The organism is Methyloceanibacter sp., assembly GCF_050726195.1.
Lineage (GTDB): Bacteria > Pseudomonadota > Alphaproteobacteria > Rhizobiales > Methyloligellaceae > Methyloceanibacter.
In genome coordinates this window covers 1-18,428 of record NZ_JBOHJC010000022.1, presented here as the reverse complement: position 1 = coordinate 18,428, position 18,428 = coordinate 1, and the positions used below count along the sequence as shown (strand labels likewise).

14 protein-coding genes are annotated in these 18,428 nt (G+C 65.3%); 4 read left to right on the top strand and 10 right to left on the bottom strand.

The window, feature by feature from the left end:
* The gene (locus ACRECX_RS13945; RefSeq protein WP_431559450.1) at positions 1 to 1,428 is read right to left on the bottom strand and encodes a hypothetical protein; all 1,428 of its coding nucleotides are present in this window, start codon (positions 1,426 to 1,428) and stop codon (positions 1 to 3) included.
* A 188-nt stretch (positions 1,429 to 1,616) separates the two neighbouring features.
* Here ACRECX_RS13945 and ACRECX_RS13940 point away from each other — a divergent pair, with 188 nt between their 5' ends.
* Positions 1,617 to 2,711 carry a glycosyltransferase family 4 protein gene (locus ACRECX_RS13940; protein WP_431559449.1) on the top strand — a complete coding sequence of 365 codons (1,095 nt, stop codon included), beginning with the start codon at positions 1,617 to 1,619 and terminating at the stop codon, positions 2,709 to 2,711.
* Here ACRECX_RS13940 and ACRECX_RS13935 read toward each other — a convergent pair.
* The 6 genes from ACRECX_RS13935 to ACRECX_RS13910 are packed head-to-tail and all read right to left on the bottom strand — an operon-like array spanning position 2,701 to position 11,324.
* A complete protein-coding gene (locus ACRECX_RS13935; RefSeq protein WP_431559448.1) occupies positions 2,701 to 3,876 on the bottom strand; it encodes a glycosyltransferase in 1,176 nt (391 codons plus the stop codon). The genes ACRECX_RS13940 and ACRECX_RS13935 overlap by 11 nt on opposite strands.
* Entirely contained in the window at positions 3,873 to 5,351 is a 1,479-nt protein-coding gene (locus ACRECX_RS13930; RefSeq protein ID WP_431559447.1) for a lipopolysaccharide biosynthesis protein, read from the bottom strand. Before ACRECX_RS13930 ends, ACRECX_RS13935 begins: the two co-directional genes overlap by 4 nt.
* Positions 5,348 to 6,679, bottom strand: coding sequence for a VpsF family polysaccharide biosynthesis protein (locus ACRECX_RS13925; RefSeq protein WP_431559446.1), 1,332 nt, complete (start codon positions 6,677 to 6,679; stop codon positions 5,348 to 5,350). Before ACRECX_RS13925 ends, ACRECX_RS13930 begins: the two co-directional genes overlap by 4 nt.
* Positions 6,672 to 8,768, bottom strand: coding sequence for a heparinase II/III domain-containing protein (locus ACRECX_RS13920; protein WP_431559445.1), 2,097 nt, complete (start codon positions 8,766 to 8,768; stop codon positions 6,672 to 6,674). The genes ACRECX_RS13925 and ACRECX_RS13920 overlap by 8 nt, the downstream gene beginning before the upstream one ends.
* Entirely contained in the window at positions 8,765 to 9,973 is a 1,209-nt protein-coding gene (locus tag ACRECX_RS13915; protein ID WP_431559444.1) for a glycosyltransferase family 4 protein, read from the bottom strand. The genes ACRECX_RS13920 and ACRECX_RS13915 overlap by 4 nt, the downstream gene beginning before the upstream one ends.
* 37 nt (positions 9,974 to 10,010) lie before the next feature.
* Positions 10,011 to 11,324, bottom strand: a complete 1,314-nt coding sequence (locus ACRECX_RS13910; RefSeq protein WP_431559443.1) for a nucleotide sugar dehydrogenase — start codon at positions 11,322 to 11,324, stop codon at positions 10,011 to 10,013.
* Positions 11,325 to 11,478: 154 nt separating this feature from the next.
* Here ACRECX_RS13910 and ACRECX_RS13905 point away from each other — a divergent pair, with 154 nt between their 5' ends.
* From ACRECX_RS13905 to ACRECX_RS13895, 3 genes are read left to right on the top strand one after another with little or no spacing between them, the layout of a single operon-like run.
* Positions 11,479 to 13,671 (top strand): GumC family protein, encoded by a 2,193-nt coding sequence (locus ACRECX_RS13905; protein WP_431559442.1) that lies wholly within the window; start codon positions 11,479 to 11,481, stop codon positions 13,669 to 13,671.
* 44 nt (positions 13,672 to 13,715) lie between these two features.
* Positions 13,716 to 14,651, top strand: coding sequence for a cupin-like domain-containing protein (locus ACRECX_RS13900; RefSeq protein ID WP_431559441.1), 936 nt, complete (start codon positions 13,716 to 13,718; stop codon positions 14,649 to 14,651).
* Positions 14,652 to 14,661: 10 nt separating this feature from the next.
* Complete coding sequence (locus ACRECX_RS13895; protein WP_431559440.1) at positions 14,662 to 15,870, top strand: GNAT family N-acetyltransferase; 1,209 nt, start codon at positions 14,662 to 14,664, stop codon at positions 15,868 to 15,870.
* Between the two features lie 20 nt (positions 15,871 to 15,890).
* On the opposite strand, the gene ACRECX_RS13890 is transcribed toward ACRECX_RS13895, so the two are convergent.
* The 3 genes from ACRECX_RS13890 to ACRECX_RS13880 all read right to left on the bottom strand — a co-directional run.
* Positions 15,891 to 16,601, bottom strand: coding sequence for a class I SAM-dependent methyltransferase (locus ACRECX_RS13890; protein ID WP_431559439.1), 711 nt, complete (start codon positions 16,599 to 16,601; stop codon positions 15,891 to 15,893).
* 32 nt (positions 16,602 to 16,633) lie between these two features.
* The gene (locus tag ACRECX_RS13885; RefSeq protein WP_431559438.1) at positions 16,634 to 18,082 is read right to left on the bottom strand and encodes an exopolysaccharide biosynthesis polyprenyl glycosylphosphotransferase; all 1,449 of its coding nucleotides are present in this window, start codon (positions 18,080 to 18,082) and stop codon (positions 16,634 to 16,636) included.
* A gap of 141 nt (positions 18,083 to 18,223) precedes the next feature.
* Positions 18,224 to 18,428, bottom strand: a 205-nt coding sequence (locus ACRECX_RS13880; protein ID WP_431559437.1) for a hypothetical protein, incomplete at its 5' end; no start/stop codon positions are given.

The following is an 18,428-nucleotide window of genomic DNA, read 5'->3' as shown; positions in this document are numbered from 1 at the left end:
TCACGCGGCCCCTCCGAATTGTGCAAGGTCGAGCCGCTGGTCGATGAACGGGCGCTTGCCGCGAGCGTGACCGGCGAGCTCGTTCACGAGCGCAAGATCGAAGCGAACGCCCGCGCCGACCCGGCTCTGAATTTCGTCGATAAAGAGCCGTGCTTCCGCTTCGCCGCAACCTGCGGCAGGCACCACCTTGAGGACAGCGCGGCCCGGCGTGTCCTGATAGAACTGGAACTCCGACACGCCGAAGAACTTGTCCGGATGCACCGGCACGATGGTCGGCGTGACGATGCGGTTCCCTTCAGCACCGATGAGGAACTCGGGCTGCCGCCTCGGCACGATCGCCCCCACGCGCAAGCGCCAGGCATTCGCCTCGCTCGGAAGCTCAACGAGCTCCGCCGTGTCGCCGGTCTCGTAGCGAATGAACGGCATGCCGGTCGAGATAAAGCCGGTGCCGACGATTCGGCCCCTGTGGCCAGGCCGCACCACCGGTGCGCCGCCCTCGTCGATCAGTTCGGCATAACCGTAGAGTGGCTCGAACGCGTAGACGTCCTCCTCGCCATGCGATTCCGAGGCGAACAGCACATGCTCGCTCAGGCCGTAGAACGGCGCGATGGCGGCGTGCGGCAGCGCCGCGCGAATGACGTCGCGCTGGTGAGCATAGAGAGGCTCCGAAATGGGAAACACGCCGCGGATCGGCCGCTTGGGCTGCCACTCCCTCCTCCACATATGCCGGCACATAATTTCGATGGACGACGGGTAGCCGTGCAGATAGGCGATGCCGCGCCGCTCGATCATGTCGAGATAGAGGTCCATGCGCGCATCGGTCATGGCGAACGGCGAGCAGCGCAACTCTTTGAGCCCCGCCTCCCACTCGAACGGACGCCGGTCGATATCGGCGAGGAGCAGACCGCGCAGGACACACCGCGCATCGCCCTCGCGATAGCCGGTGCGCGACCATACATCGTTGAGGAAGGCGAACTCGCGGGGGCTACGGTCCTTGTCGAGCCAGAACAGCAGCGGCTGGCCTGACGAGCCCGAAGTCGACGCGCGATCCAAGGTGGCGGGCGGCTGCGCCAGGGCGGCTTCGCTGGCTTCCCGTAGATCGTCTTTGGTGAGAACGGGTAGCGCCCACAGATCGTCGAACGTGGCCCGCATCAAATCGCAGCGCGGTCCGAAGGCATGCTCGATACGCTCGCGCCAGAAGGGGCTGCCAGCACGCGCCTTGGTAAGCAAGCTGCGCAGCGCGCCGAGCCGCCGCTCCTGTGTAAAGGCCGGATCGATGCGGGAGACCGCGATCGCCTCCCGCCAAGCCTGGTAGGCGCGGCCGTATTTCAACGAGACAGGAAGCAGCGCCAAAGCGGGACTCACCGCGTCGCGCAGCACTTTGGGGCTCCGCACATAGGCGCCGCGGGCAATGTCGAGAACGCTCACCACATCCTCCGAGAATTCGGCGGGAAAGATGCAGATTCCGGGCCATGGACTGGGCGCGTGATCGTCCCGCGGCGGGACGGGCAAACAGGGTAAACGGCGCGTTAACGCTGCTCGAGTGCCGGCGCGGCCGTGGCGCATCCATTGCATGTCAGAGGCCAACGTGGCGCCGGGACGAGGTTGGGACGTCGATGAGAAGCAAAGGGAGTCCGACACGGGTCGCCTATTGCGGGCCGATCGCTCAACCAGGGCAGCCGGCCCGCGGCGGCTACGAATCCGCCAACCGCCGCCTGATCGACGATCTCAGGTTGCGCGGCCTCGACGTGCTCGAATTCCCATATCCCGTGGCCCTTGGTACCCAGTTCGGCAAAGGCTTCGCCTACGCCCGCCGTTTCGCCGTCATCCTCGCCGAGCTGGTGCAGCAACGCCGCCGCTTCGACATCCTTCACCTGACACCGCTCTACCGGCACTTCCTCTACGCCGAGACGGCGCTGTGTCTCATCGCCTGGAGCCTCGGCAAGCGCGTGGTGTTCGACATTCGCGCCGGAAGCTTCATCCGGCACTATCGCAAGCGCTCCTCCCTCTATCGGACGTTGGCCGAGGCGTTGTTGCGCCGCGCCGACATGCTCGCCGTCGAGGGGAAGGAGGACCTGCCCTTCGTCGAGGCCCGACGGGATAAGCCGATCCTCTACCTTCCCAACTACGTGAAGACCCATGCCCCACAGCCCGTTAGCGCGCGACACGACACGCCGATCAGAATCGCTTTCCTCGGCCGCGTCGTACCGGAGAAGGGCATCGAGACGGCACTTCGTGCGCTGCGAGCCTTGCAGGACATGGGCATGCCGGCGCATCTCGACGTGATTGGCGAGGGCGACGAGAGCTACTTGCACACGCTCGCGCATCGTACCTTGGACCTCCCCGTGAAATGGCATGGCGCGCTTCCCGCGGATGTCATTCGTCCGAAGCTCGCTGCCGCGCATTTCTTTATCTTCCCCACGACACATGATGGCGAGGGTCATTCCAACGCGCTGACCGAGGCCATGGCCGAAGGGCTTGTGCCCATCTGCTCCGGCAACGGATTCAATCGCAGCGTCGTCGGCGAGTGCGGCCGCGTGCTGCCGATGGACGCGAGCGGCGAGGATTATGCCGCCGCCATCGCCGCTATCGGGACCGGTTCGGCCTGGAGGTCGTTGTCGGAGGCCGCGCGCAGTCGCGTAGCGCAGCATTTCAGCAGCGACGCGGTCCTGCCGGAGCTGATCGAGACCTATCGCACGGTCACAGCCTGAGCGCGGCCCTCGCGCGTAACATCGTATCCAGCATGGCCTCGTAGCGGTCGAGGCAGACATCCAGAGAGAAAACTTGCGCGCGCGCGATGAGCGGCGCGGGATCGCACGATCGGCCGATCGCCTCGATGAGCGCTTGTGCCATGGCGTTCGCATCCGCCTCGGCAATGGTTCCGTAGCGCCCGTGGCCGAGCAGGTCTTCCGGAGCGCCAAGGCAGCGCACCATGACGACCGGCGTGCCGGTCGCCAGCGATTCAATGATGGTGTTGCCGAAGCCCTCGCATTCGGAGGCCATCGCATGCACCGAAGCGCGCCGATACCAAGGCGCGGGATCGGCGACGAAACCAGGCATGTGGACCTGGAGAGCCATGCCGAGATCGCGCGCGAGGCGCTCGAGCCGGCCGCGCTCTGGTCCGTCGCCGAGCAATACGAGTATCGCCGGCTGCGTGGCCTGCATGGCCGCCACCGCCTTGATCAGGAGGTCGAACCTCTTTGCCCTGTCGAAGCGGCCCACGCCGAGCACCACAGGGCTGCCGTCCTCCGTGGGGAGCCGTGCCGCAGCTTCGTCGCCCGGCCGGGGAACGGCCGAGAAGTGGTCGACGTCCACGGGGTTGTGCACCACATGGAACTTGTCGGGCCGCTTGACCGAATAGCCGATGTCGCGCGCGACCGCTTCGGACACGACGCCCACAGCGTCGGCCATACGGTAGAGGAGCGGCGCCGCCGCCTGCGCCACCGTGCCGATCACGCCGGAGGTCCGCAAATTGCGGCGATGCACCGACATGATGCCGTGCACCGTGGCGGCGAACGGCGTGCCGGTGAGGCGCGCGGCGATTGCCGCGTTGAGATTGTTGTGCTGGAGGGCCGAGATCAGTGCGCCGGGCTTGGCCTCCTGCAGATAGCGCAGGAGGCGCAGGCTCGCGCCGGCCGTGCTGCAATCGAGGGGCACCACCCGCACCTCGGGCGTAACGAACGCCATATGCGGGCCTTCGGCGCGGTTGAGCACGAGGTCGACGGGATAGCCACGGCCGGCGAAGCCGGAGACGACCAGCGCCGACACGCGCTCGGCACCGCCGCCATACATGGAATGGATGTAGAAGGCGACCCGCGGCAGCCCCCCAGGGCCGTGTCCCGCCAGCTCGGCCTTCATGTCCTGGCGGCGGCTCATGATGCACCGACCAGGCGGCCCGACAGGCGGCCCATGTGGCTTGTGAGTGCCGCGCGCATGTTGAGCGTGTTCAGCGCCACCGCCGTGAGGACATATGCAGTCCCTCCAGCCACGATCAGCGCGATCAAGCCGAGCAGGCCCGGCAACGGCCCGATCCCCCAAATCACGGCGATCATCACGCCGGTCGCCGCCAGAATGCGCGCCATCTCGCCAAACGCGTGCGGAATGGTGAGCAGGCGCCGGCCGGCGATCCAGCTCGCGGCGAGCGACGCGGCAAATGCGATGCACGCGCCGGCCGCCGCGCCGGGAAGACCCCAGATCTGCAGGAACAGGTAGATCAACGGTGCGGTGAGCAGTGTCGCGGGCAGCAAAGTCGCCACCTGGACCATGAGACGCCGCGTCACGTGAAATGCCATGTCGAAATAGTGGAACTTGAGATTGACCAGGATCGCCGTTATCGCCACCCAGGGCATGAGTGCAATAGCGTCGGCGCGGAACTCCTCGCCGAGGATTACCGTGGCGATCTCGCTGCGAAGCATGATGATGCCGGCGACCGCGGGCACGCCGAGCGCGAGAAGCAGGCTGCCCACTTCCCGCATGCGCGCCTGCGCGCCACCATGGCCGTCGACCTCCGCCGAACGCATGATGATGGGAAAGGCGGCGAGTGCCACGGCGGCGGCCAGCATATTGATCGGCTGCTGCACCAGGTTCTGCGCGGCAGCGTAGACGCCGACTGCCGCAGGCCCGGCCACGAACTGGATGACGTAGCGCTCGGTGAGTGGGATCAGCGATTCGAGCGCGGTGATAGGGATGATGGGCCCCGCGTAGGAGACGATCGACCTGACGAGGGTGCGGTCGAGCCCAAGTTGCATCAGGTCGCGCGCGAATGACGCGAGGCATACCAGCGCCACCCCCACATTGGCCGCGGCGAAGCCGATGGCGAGCGCCTCGAAATGCGGGCCCGTCACCCCCACAAGGGCAAGGCTCAAAGCGAGCGACAACACGGCGCGCGAAACTTCGATGGCGAAATAGCGGGACGAGCGGTGCTCCGCCTGGAGCTCGGAAAGCCGCAGGCGCACGATGCCGTTGGCGAAGTTCATGCTGAGGAGCAGCGCGAAGAACACGAGCCAGCGGTCCGGCGCGGCCAGTAGCGCCATGGCGAGCGCGACCGGCAGCGACAGGATCATGGCGAGCCCGGTCATTGCGAGGCAGGTTCGACGCAGGAGGGGCAACTGTTTCTGCGTCTCGTGCTCGGCGTAGAGCCGCAGGAAGGCAAGCCTGATCCAGTTGAATAGCACCATGTTCATGAGCTCGGCCGAGATCACGAACAGGGCAAAGTAGCCATATTCCGCCGGCGTCAACAGCCGCGAGAACACGATGAGGGCCACGAAGGCGGCAAGGCGCGGCAAGAGCAGCGCCCCGCCATAAACCGCGGCGTTCCGCCCGAGCTGACCGGTTTTGGAGGCTGCGCTCACGACCACGCCCCATCGCGCAGCGGCGGCGTGTATCGTACCGCCCGTCCGTCATTCGGCGCATCCCGCCGGCGCGCCACCAGGGGAATGCCGACCATCGCCACGGCGAAGAGAGCGAGCGACGGCGACTTGGTGCTGAGCGAGTTGCTTGTGCTCGCCACGATCAGGAAGCTGAGCACGGCGAAGCCGGCGACTGCGCCGCGTCCGCGCGCGATCGACCGCAAGAAGCCGAGCAGGGACACCGCGAAGAGTACGAACAGCACGGCACCGAGCAACAACAGAATGGCGATCCAGCAGTTCTCGATGATCTTCACGTCGTTGTTGATGTCGAGCATGAAGTTCAGCTCTGCGAAGTCGACCCCGTACAGCAGCTCGTTCGGACCGAGATAGTCGAACACCTTGAAGGTATCGACACGCGCCTGCGCGCTCTGGTCGAACTTGGCGAGCTTGACGATGCGCTCGCCGAGCACCGTGCCGAGGGTAAGCGCCGTTCCCGCCACGAACGCTACCAGTGCGATCCACGGCGCGGCCACGAGCGTGGAAAACCGCATGTCGCCGCGCAGAAGCGCCCGTGTCCCGAAGAACACAGTGGCGGTGATACCAAGCAATATGGTCACGGCAAAGCTGCTCCGCGCTCCGAAGGCGAGGATGCCCGCCATGCAGATCGACAGCACGAGGAACTTCCTCCATGCCGGCCACGGCATGGCGACCGCGACGAACATCATCGACGACGTGACGAAGGCGTTCTCCAACGGGTGTCCGAGCAGCGCCGTGGCGCGGAAATGCAACGCGTCATTGAGGTCGACAAAGAGAAGGTTCAGGCCGGCGATGCGCTCGACGATGCCGATTATAGCGTTGAAAGTGACGAAATAGATGATGAACGCGGTAAGCCGCCGCCGGCGTTCCTCATCGAGAGACATGGCGAGCATCACGGCGAGCGGCGCGGCTAACAGCGTGTCCGCCATATAGGCTACACCGCCCATACCTTGGCGCGACAGGGTGATCACCGCGCAGAAGCAAACCACCGCGGCGAACTGGATGACTCCCGGCCGCTCAGCGATCTGCTGCGACATGAATCGCACCAGACCGGCGCCGGCCACGACGAATGCAAAGGCAAGCGCCAGCGTGTAGGTATAGAAGTGGATCTTGAACAGCGGCACGCCGCCGCCGGGCTCCGCATAGCCGGTCAACAGCGTGAGCAACGGGCTAGGCAGGAGGAGCATCTGCAGCAGCACAAGCCACATCAGCGCCATCAGCACGCGCTGGGCGCTTTCGCCCAGCCCGCTTGCAGGAATATCGGCATAGGCATAAGCGGCGTCGAGGCTAGTCATGGGGCGCCATGCTTGCGTGGGCCGTGACAAGTTCGGCGCGCGCATGAGGAGATTCGACGATCTCGTCGCGCGCGCGCTTTGACGGCGCCGGCGGCGCTATGATCTCGAACGTGATCTCGAACTGCCGCTCGCCCGCGACCTTCGGTTGAAATACGAGCTGCGGCGCAGGTTTGAGCGAGCCGAAGTGATCCGAATACCAGCCCCGCGCCGGCTCGCACGATCCTCTGACAAGCGTGAGTGCGAACGCGCCCTTCCCGGTGACACGGAGCAGAGTCTCGCCGTCGCGCGCAATGGTCGCCGTGTCGCCTTCGGTTACGACGTCGAGGTCGGGATGAACCAGGAAGGAGATCTCCACCGAACGCCGGCCGACTGTCGCCGACGCCTCACCTTGGATTAGGGCGTCGTGGACGGTGAAACCGTGCGCATGGACCGTAAGCCGCCGCTCATGCCAGACCCCATGGGACAGAATATAGCCGTCATGGCGTGCGCAAACCGAGGTCTCGGCCTTGGTGTTGGTCCACGCGAGGCGCTCGCACGTCGCCTTTCGGCTCCAGTTGAAGGGTCCGGCGATGCGGCTTGAATCTTGTCCGTCGAGGCAGAGTGTGTTGTGCAAGCCTGTGCCGCGGAGGCGATCGCGCCACGCGCCGCCCGAGTGGTAGAGATAGGTCCCTGCGTCCACCAGCACCGGCTGGTCGCCGAGATGCAGCCACAGCGCAAGCGCGTCGGCGTGGCCGTGCGCAGCGATGGTGAGATGACCGAGCGGACCGTGGTCCATCACCATCATCGCCTTGCGTCCGGAGATACGGCGGCGGAGCACGGAATAGCCGCCGTTCGTGAACGTCCTTGCGCCCTTCGGACCGGACTGGCACGGCGACGGCAACCCGAAATAGAGGTTGCGCAGAGACGGGCTGACGCGCGGCGGCGCGAGATTCGGCCGGCCCAATTGCGCCGAAGTGCATGCGAGCACCGAGGCGACATAGGTCCCGTCCGCGACCGGTCCATCGGCTAGCACCCGGCCTTCGTCGTCGTCGCCAATGCGTGGGACATTGCCGCCCTCGTCAGTGATCCAGCGCAGGAGCTGGCCGGCGTCGCCGAGCCGTCTCGTGACGCTGCTTGGGAAGGGCGTGCCGGCATTGGTGGCCACCGCGGCGCACAGCAGATACCACTCGAGCGTGAACGCCGCGTAGGTCGGCGACTGTTCGGCGCCGACGCCGTCGTCGTGGAACTGCCGGCCGGTTTCCGCGATCAGCACGTCGCGCGCTTCCGCTGCGCGGCGCGAGAAGCCGAGTTCAGGCCATAGCGTGCCGAGCAGGAACAAGGCGCCGGCTTCGGCAATCAGGTGATTGTTGGCCGAGGAGTGACGCGAGGGATAGCGCGCCAGCCAATAGGCGTGGGCGGCGAGACAGGCTCTGACCTTGCGGCGTTGCTCCGGCGAAGCGCGCTCGGCGCCGATCAAGCCCACGATCACGAGCAATGACACGATACGCAGAGCGAGTTCGATGCCGGAAGCCCAGTTGATACCGCGAAACGGCGGGTTGACGTCGATCCAGCTCTCGATCTCGTCGAAGCAGAACGCGGCGAGCGCATCGTCGCGTTCATACGCCGCAAGCGCCGCGACCGGCTGCAGGAACTGCAAGCGATTTAGCTCCCACACATACTTAACGTCGCCGAGCTTCCGCTCGCGCCGGTAGGAAACGTCGAAGCAATAGGTACGGGCAGGCCAGCTGCCGCCCGTGACAGGATCGCGGTGCCAGCGCGCCGCGCCGCGCTCCGCCGGCCAAGTCTGTCCAAGCAGCGAGACGTCGCCGCGCCGGGCAGCTTCCGCCGCCTCGCGCCACTGATCCATGAGGCGCGGCGCAATCTCGTCCAACGCGCCAGGGCGTGGCGGCAGCGACGGGACCGCCCCGTCGCCCATGTCGAACGCGCTCCAGCCCGAGCGAACGAACCGCGACAGCCGGCGCTTCACCGCCTCGCCGAGACGATGGGCCACTTCCGGCCCGTCCATGGCGCGGAAACGGTGGTAGTACCAGGCAAGCTGGTCGAGTCTCGCCGGCGCGTGGAGGCTGGGCTGTTTTACCACCGCGCTCATTCGGCGTGCCTTGGCTTAGGCGCGGGCACCGCGCCGGGTGAATCGAATACCGCGTCGTAGGCGGCGAGCAGCTTCGGCGCCTCGTGCTCCCAGGACAACGCGTCGAGCACGCGTTCGCGCCCGTAGGTGCCCATCGCCTGGCGGCGCGCTGAATCGTCGATCAACGTGACAATCTTCTCCGCCATGTCCCTGGGATCGTTCGGCCGCGCATAGAGCGAGGCTTCGCCGGCGGAGACGCGGCCCTCGGACAGCTCGAACTGCACGATCGGCTTGCCCAAGGCCATGTACTCCATGATTTTGTTCATGGTCGACTTGTCGTTCATGACATTCACCCGGTCGGGGTTGACGCAGACGTCGGCCGTGTTGAGCATTTCCAAAAACGCGTGATCGGGAACGCGGCCGGTAAACGTGACGTAGTCGGCGACGTCGAGGCGCATCGCCAGCGCCTGCATGTCGCGCAGAGCCGGCCCGCCGCCGACGATGCCGAAATGAATGTCGTGGCGGTTGTGATCGCGTACGATTGACCGGACCGCATGCAGCAAGAGGTCGATGCCCTCCTGCTGGCCGATCACTCCCACGTAGCCGACGAGATAGGTCCGCCCCTGCCGCAGCTCAGGCCTTGGCGGCAGGATCTCCATGCGCGCAAGGTCGGGCCCCGACCTCACCACGAACACATTGCCGGGCGCCATACCGCCCCGCTCGATGGCGATGCGCCGGTACGAGCCGTTGGTGGCGATGGAGACGTCGGCGGTCTTGAACGTCATGCGCTCGAGCCACACGAGCAAGCGCCAGAAGAAATCGCGCCGCCCGAACTTCGCTTCATAGAGCTCGGGATTGATGTCGTGGTGGTCGAACACGAACCGCGTTCCGGCCAAGAACTTGAACAACCCACCGATGAGGAAGATCGTGTCCGGCGGATTGCAGGCGTGGATCACGTCGAAGCCGCGGGTGAGGAAGATACGCCATGCGAGCCACAGCTCGAACAGCAACGCGGAGACGTACTCGAGGGGATAAGCGAGCGCGCCCTTCGCCTCGATCGGCAGAGCGTGGCGGCGGACGTGGATGCCCTCGAGGACCTCGTAGGCCGCTTCCGCCCCCTTGCCTTTGGGGCAGATCACCGAGACCTCGTAGCCCGCGCGCTGCAAGGTGCGTGCCTGCGACCACACCCGCCGGTCGAACGGTACCGACAGGTTTTCTACGATCATCAGGACGCGGCGCGGCCTCTTTCCCCGCGCCAGCGCTCTACCAATTGATGCCGTCATAGCGGTCGCCCAGTTTGCCGGTGCCGCTGATGCGGACGAGGTCGATGAGGATCTGATCTTTGCCGAGCCGGGACGGCACGTCGGTGAACTCCGCCGCGTTGTTGCCGATGACCACCACCTCGCCATGGGCCACGGCCTCCTCGAGGCTTTCGACCATCAGTGAGTTGATGTGCGGGATGGCGTGGCGGATATAGTCGCGGTTGGCGCCGGTGAGAGCGGCGAGGTTGACGCTGCGGTCGTAGAGGCGAAGGTCGTAGCCCTTGCCGATCAGCCTCTCGATCAGTTCGATCTGCGGGCTTTCGCGCAGATCGTCCGTGCCTGCCTTGAAGCTGAAGCCTAGCACGGCGACCCGGCGGCGCCCGAGCGCCATAATGCGCTTGGCTGCGCGCTCGATCTGCACCGCGTTGCTCGGCAGAATCGAGGAGATCACTGGAATGTCGAGATCGAGGCTCTTGGCGAGATGAGCGATGGCCCGCGTATCCTTGGGCAGACATGAGCCGCCAAAGGCGAAGCCGGGCTTGAGATAGGCCGGCGAGATGTTGAGTTTGGTGTCGCGGCAGAAGATGTCCATGACCTCGTGGCCGTCGATGCCGATGGCCTTGCAAACATTGCCGATCTCGTTGCCGAAGCAGACCTTCAGTGCGTGCCACACATTGGCCGTGTACTTGACCATCTCGCTCGTCTCGATCGAGGTGATCACGAGCGGCGCATCGACTCCTCTGTAGAGTTCGGCCGCATGCTCCCCCGCCGCCTTCTCCCTCGCACCGATGACCGTCACCGGCGGATTGTCGAAATCCTTGATGGCGCTGCTCTCGCGCAGGAACTCGGGGTTATGCACGACGGAGAAATTCTCGCCGGCGCGTTTGCCCGACGAGCGCTCCAGCGCCGGCAGCACGATGTTGCGCACCGTGCCTGGCAGCACCGTGGAGCGGAGCACGACGAGATGGCTGGAATCCTTAGCCTTTAGGCTTGTGCCAATTTGGGACGAGACCGCCTGCACCGCATCGAGATTGAGGCTGCCATTGGGACGGCTCGGCGTCCCGACGCAGACGATCGAGACGTCGCTTTGGTTAACGGCTTCGTTAACGCTCGACGTGGCGCGAATGCGGCCTTTGCCGACGCCCTCGGCCATGAGATCGTCGAGCCCGGGCTCCACCACAGGGGCCCGCCCGGCGTTGAAACTCTGCACTTTCGAGGCATTGGTATCGACGCCGACGATCTCGTGGCCGTTGCGGGCGAAACAGGCGGCCGAGACCGCGCCCACATAGCCCAACCCAAATACGCTGATTCTCATTTTGATCTTCCCGTCCGCTCTTGAGTCCGGCCGGAACTGGCAAGTCCTGTGCCATCCCAAAAAGGTCACTGCCCGAACTTGCCGGGCATGGCATGTGCTTTGCAAACCGAGTGCAGCCAGCGGCTTAGCGCCGCGCAAGGAGAGGGCGTTAACGATGGTTCAGGACGCGCGAGCAAGGATAACGCCGGGCGGCGCGGGCGCCTTGGTCGAGCGGAGCTTCGCACCTCTCGGGCCGGCGCGGCCGGACGACCAGTTCCTCGACCTGGCCGGCCTCATCCGCATCCTGCGCCGCAGGATGATGCTCATCGCCGTTACAGCCGCGGTCGTCGTGTCGCTTGCCGCCGCCTATGCGTTCTTGACGACGCCGACTTACACCGCCTCGGCCAAGGTGCTCGTCGATCCGCGCAAGAAGAACACGGTTGGCACCGAAGTCGTCCCCTCTGGCCTCGGCACGACGCTCGGCGACAACTTCGCGCTGGTGGATAGCCAGGTGAAGGTGATCACCTCCGATGCCGTGCTGCGCCCCGTGGTGCAGGAGTTGCACCTCGCCACCGACCCGGAATTCGGCGCGCAGGAGCCGAGCTTCCTTTCGCGTCTCCTCGGCGTCTTCAGCAGTCCCTCGTCGGCCGCCCCGGACAGTCCCGAAGACGGCGCACTGCTCGCGCTGACCAAGCACGTCGAGGTCGAGCGCGACGACCAAACCTATGTCATAGATATCTCTGTCACCACGATCGATCCGGTCAAGGCCGCGGGCATCGCCCAGGCCATCGCGCAGTCCTATTTGGACGATCAATCGGAGGATAAGGTCGAAACTACCCAACGCGTAAGCGCGCTGATGGACGGCCAGCTTGCCGCCCTGCGCGACCGGCTGCACAAGGCGGAGGACCAGGTCCAGCGGTTCCGCGCCGAGCACAATCTACAAGAGGCCGAGGGCGTGCTTATCGACACGCGCCAGCTCAAGGTACTCAACGAGCAGGTGACGGCGGTGAAAGGTGAAGTCGCCCAGGCCGAAGCCAAGTACCGGCAGGTTCAGCTTCTGCTGAAGGAGGGAGTCGAGCCCGAGATGATCGGTGAGGCCATTGCCTCCGACACCGTCTCGCGCCTGCGCGAGCAATACGCCATCGCCGCGCGCCGCGAGGCGATTCTCGGCGCAAGCCTGTTGCCCTCTCACCCGCAGCTCCAGCAAGCTCGCTCCGAGGTGGAGCGCCTGCGCGCGCTGATCCTTGCCGAGGTAGAGCGCATCTCCAAGGCCATCGACCTTGAGCACGAGATGGCGAAGCGCCGACTCGCCACTGCAGAAGCCGCGCTCGCGGCCTCCCGGCACGATGCCGACATCAATGACAGCGCCCGCATCAAGCTGCGCGAGCTTGAGCGGGAGGCCGAAACCACGCGTACCGTTTACGAGAGCTTCCTGGCCCGCGTGAAGGAGATGAACGAGGCTGAGCGGATATATACGCCGGATGCGCGCATCATCTCACCGGCCGCGATCCCCGACCGGCCGAGCTGGCCGAAGAAGAAGCTGATTCTCGCGCTCGCCCTTGTCTTCGGTTGCGGCCTAGGCGGATCCCTGGCAGTCGCAGCCGAGCATCTCGACCGCCGCATTCGCAATGGCGCGGAACTGCGCGCTTCGACCGGCCTCAAGTCGCTTGCCTCTATCCCGGTGTTGCATGCCGAGCGCGGTCTCGTTAGCGAGCTTCTCGGGCGGCGAGCGAAGCGCGCGACGTTCTACGACATGGTGCTGGAGATACTCGAAGGCGGCACGCGCTCACCGTTCCGCGCCGCCGTGCTGCGTCTGCTTTCCTGCCTCGTCGACTTCGACACCGGCGGCCAGCCGCGCGTCGTGCTCCTCACTTCCTCGGTATCTGGGGAAGGTAAGAGCGCGCTCGCGCTCAGCCTCGGGGTCGCCGCCGCGTCCTCCGGCATGCGCACGCTCCTGATCGACGCCAATGCGGCCGATCCAGCCCTGACCAAGGTGCTCGGTGAAGGCGATCCCGGTCCCAGCTTGAGCGATCGGATTATCAGCGACCAGCGGCTCGGCCTTTCATTCTTGTCGCTGACGGCCGACCACCTACCGCTCGCCGGCTGGGCCAATCGCAACGCGCTTGCCGATGAACTTACCCGGGTGACGGCGGACTACGACCTGACGCTCATCGACGCGGGCCTGCTGCGTATGGAGCGCAATGGCGCCGCGTTGATCGGTGCCTCGCAGGCGATACTGTTTCTCTCGCGGGCCAACGCGACGTCGCAGGAAACCGCGGCGTCAGCTGCGTCCGAGCTGTTGCAGATGGCCAACGGCAAACGCTGCGCCGCCGTGCTCACCATGGCGGGCGATGAGAGCAACCGCTAGGGGCGCACTGCCCAGGGATGTGTAAGGAAAAGAGGTAGGGTTACATGAGCGAAGCGATTTTCACGTCGTGGGACGCGAGGTATAGGAGCCTGTGGGGGAATCAGCCGATCCGGCTTCAGCATCGGTTGCACGAGTCGCCGCTGTTCTCCGATGAGACGCTGGCGAAGCTGATCGAGACCTATCCCCGGTCGAGTTACAGCATCGTCCATGTCGGTGAACGGAACGGCAAGCGGGTGTGGCGTGAAGGCGACATCAGCGGCCTATCGGGCAAGCAAGTCATCGAGGCGATCGCCGCCGGCCGCATGTGGCTCAACCTCCGTGGCGTCCACAACGCCGATAGGCGCTATGCCGAATTGCTCGATCAGATCATCGACGAGTTCCGCGACCGCTCAGGGATGCCGCCGGTAATCGGCCGCAATGCGGGCATTCTGATCTCCTCGCCGAACGCGCAGGTCTATTACCACGCCGACCTGCCCGGTCAGTCGCTGTGGCAAGTCCGCGGGAAGAAGCGGGTCTATGTTTATCCGCCGGTTGCTCCGTTCCTGACCCCGGAGAAGATCGAAGGGATCATTCTCTCCGGTATCGAGGTCAACATGGAGTACGCGCCATGGTACGACGACTACGCCGTTGTCGCCGACCTCGAGCCCGGTGAGATGATGCATTGGCCGCTTAACTCCCCGCACCGGGTCGACAACCACGACTGCCTCAACGTGTCGCTGACCACCGAATATTGGACCGAGCCGATCCGGCGAAACGTGATGGTGAACTCCGGCAACGCCGTGCTGCGTTCCAAGTTCGGCATCACCCCGAAGAGCAATGCCATCAGCGGACCCGGATTCTGGTTCAAGGCGGCCCTTCAGGCCGGCGTGAAGCGGGCCGGGCTCCTCGAAAAGCGGCGCAAGGCGGCGCGGCCGATCACCTTCCGCCTTGATCCTACGCACCCCGGCGCGCTGATCGACACCGTCCCGAACGCCGGCTAGCGGGTAACCCATGCTGCGAAGCGAGACCTTCGGCGACGTCGCTCCGGCGCCGGCCGCAGTGCGGGCGGCCGCTACGCCCATGGACTACGACGTGGACATCGTTCGCGACGCGTTTGCCGCCCGCGCGCGGCTCGATGCGGTGTGCGGCGAAGGCGACGCCACACCGTTCCAGGCCCCGGGGTGGCTCTCCGCCTGGCACGCGACCGTAGGCGTCGCGCAGCAGGTAGAGCCGCTCTTCGTGTTCGTCTCAGAGCGCGGCACCGGCCGCGCGGTCGTCACCTTGCCGCTCATTTTGCGCCGGACGGACGCCCTCGAGGTGATCAGCTTCGCCGATCTTGGCGTCACCGACTACAACGCGCCAGTTCTTGGGCCGGCCGCGCCGATGTCTCCAGCTGGAGCGGGCGCTATGTGGAAAGCCGTCATGACATCTCTGCCGGCCGCCGATCTCATCCAACTCGAGAAGATGCCGGCCTCTGTGCGCGGGCGACCAAACCCGCTGGCTCTCCTGCCTGGCGTGCATCCCTCGCACAGTCCGGGATTCTCCATATCCACGCCCGGAGATTGGGACGCGTATCTCTGCGCCCTTTCCAAGAAGTTCCGCAAAGAGCTGGGCCGCTCCTTGCGGCTGTTCGAGAAGGAGAACGATGCCTCATTCTGCCGGATTGAGACCGTGGATGAGGCGCTCGACGTGCTCCACGTCATGAACGAGCAGCAGCGCTCCAGACTTGACCAGATGGGCAGCCGCTACGTGCTCGACGAGACTGCCTACCAGGCCTTCTACGCGCGGCTGATGGCCGAGGGCATCAAGGACGGCAGCGTCATCCTGACGGCTTTGATCGCCGGCGGCGAAGTCATCGCAGCTCTCCTCGGCGTCACTGACGGATCGAGCTTCACGATGGTTCGTCTGTCGCATGCCGGCGGCGATTGGATGAAGGTCGGTCCCGGACGTCTCATCATCGAGCGCACCATGCACATGCTGCACGCGCGCGGCTGCCGGCATTTCGACTTCTCGATCGGCGACTACCCATACAAGTCAGGCTTCGGCGTCGAGCCCAGTCCCCTGTTCGATCTGGTCGGCGCACCGAGCTGGCGCGGCCGCATACGCGCAGTACAGAACCTGGCGAAGGCCACGGTGAAACGCGGCCTCGGGAGACTGGGGATCTCTCTCGTGCCACAGGCGGTGAAGGACCGCTACCGGCGCTATCACGGCGCTAAGTAATAGCTTAGTAGGAACCCGACCTATTTGGCCAGGACCATCAGCGAATAGCCGCCGAGCAACCGAGCGGCCCAGTCGGGGCTCAGGGCAAACACAAAGTTCCGCGGCAGCTTCATGAGATTGGCCTTCCAGCCTCGGCCGGGAAGCTCAACCGCCGTCGCCGTATAGAAGTAATCGAGCACCTCATAGCCGGCGTCTTCCAGCGTCTTGAGCGCGGTTTCCTTAGTGAAATAATGGAGGTGGCCCACTTCCCGCCTTAGCTTGAGGATCGGCGCCGCGCGGAGCACTGACTGCACAGACAGATCAAGCGGGATGTGGAAGATCTTGTAGCGCGCCTTGAGTCGGAGCCGCCTGAGGAAACCGAGATAGTCCTCGACGTGCTCAAACACGTCGATGGCCATGAGCACGTCGTATGGTGGCCCGTCCCCCGCCAGCAGATCACCGAGGCGGAAACTCAGTCGCTCATGCGCACGGGCCCGGCAGAGTTCATATGCCTGAGGTGAGACCTCGTACCCATAGAAGCGCTCGTCGCCAGGAAGCGCCCGCGACAGCCAATTGAGGATTTCGCCCGCGCCGCAGCCGACCTCGCAGATCGTCTTGGGCTCCAGGCCGTTGCGCTCCAGCATCGTCTTGACGTGATATGCCTTCCACGGCGAATCCTCCTCGTGCCAAGACCCCGTGCGGGCGAGATAACTACCGTCGATATAGATGCTCGGTGCGGTGCCGGGTCCCATGACGATGTCTCCCTCGAAATTGCCGGCGCTCGTCAATGCGCGTTGCGGAACGACTTCGGCGACAGCGCCGTAAGCGCGAGGATGTAGAGATCGAGCGGGATCGACCAGTTGTCTATGTAGTAGAGATCGTGCTCGACTCTCGCCTGCATCTTTTCGTCCGTGTCGGTGATGCCGCGCAGCCCATTCACCTGCGCCCAGCCGGTAATGCCCGGCTTGATATTGTGACGGCGGGCATAGAACGCGATGCGTCGCTCATAGTCGCGGTCGTGGGTCAGCGCGTGGGGCCGCGGGCCGACCAGCGACATGTCGCCTGTCACAACGTTCAAGAGCTGCGGCAGCTCATCGATGTTCCAACGCCGCAAGAACCGGCCGATCCGCGTCACGCGCGGGTCGTTCTTGACCGCCTGCGTGACCACGTCGCCGTCCTCGGCCACGGTCATGGTACGGAACTTGAGGATCCTGAACGGCCGCTGATTAAAGCCGTGCCGCCACTGACGGAAGAACACCGGTCCCGGCGAGTCGAGCTTGATCAAAAGGGCGACGACGAGAAGGAGCGGCGACACCGCGATGAGCAAAGCGAGCGATGCGCAGAAGTCAAACAGCCTCTTCGACAGGATTTCGATGCGCGTAAGCGGCGGGCGGATCAGATTGAGCATGGTCGCCGGTCCGAGCCGCGACAAATGGACGTGGCTGAACCGGTCGAAGATCGCCTCGGGGCCTAGCTGCACGGAGACGGGAATCGTCATCAATCGGTCGGCGCAGGCGTTGACCGCGTGCGTCGCCGACCACGGCAGCAAGACGACCACGTCGTCGAGATGCGATCGTCGCACCAAGTCGATGGCGCGGCCGAGCGCCTCATTGAGCACCGCGGACCCATGCGGCGAGTCATCGAGCCCCTCCTCGGGGAGTATCACCGTGTCACTGACGATCATGCCGGACTGGCCGGGACGATACTTCCGGCGGAATTCGTCGACTTTGGCGAGCGTCCCTAACAGGAGCCCATGGCGCACGGCGAGCTTGCCGGTGTGGAGGCCCTGGCGCACGAAGCGCTTCCACACCTCCTGCCACAGGACCAGGAGCGGCAGGCCGGAGAGGTAGAACAGCAGTACGGTTCCGCGCGAGTAGGTGCCGGAGATCTTGCCGAGAAAGCCGAAGGCGAGCAGGCAGAGGAAAGCCGCGTTCCACAGATAGAACTGATAGCGCAGCGAGCCCTTCGGCCGCGCCGATATGGTCGAGACGGGATGCTGCAAGATCCAGCGGAACAGTGCGACCGCCGCGCCGACCTTGGCATAGTCGACGACGGAGCCGGGGCCGTCATAGGCGGCCAGGTGGTAAGCGACGCCGGCGAGGACCGCGAGCACCACGACCACCAGAGCGTCGGCCACCGGCCAGACCAGCGCCAGCGCCCGGCCCAAAATGAGAGGGATGTTCCGCGCCGGCCCGACCTTGTTGCCCGGGGCGAATTGGGTGATTTCCGCCATTTTTACCGCACTCTGCCATTGGCCGCGGCTCCCCACGCCCCGGCCCAACGCGCTCCGCATCTTGCCAAAGCGTTGTGCAAGGCGCGTGCCCGTTCAATGTTTAGAGTTGGTTTACCTTAACCGTCGCGGCCGCGAACGAGATCAGACGACGCGGCGCGCGGGCGGCGTCACCTGTGGCGGTACGTCCTCCACCGGGGCCCCCTCGTACCGGCGGCGAAACCGCATGCGGGGTTCGGATTGGGGGACGTGGCGTGTGGCGGGGTACGGGGCGGCGATGAGGGTGCGGGCGAGGACGTATGCGACGGCGAGGAGCGCCGTTGCGGCCATGACGAGGAGGCTCAAGGGT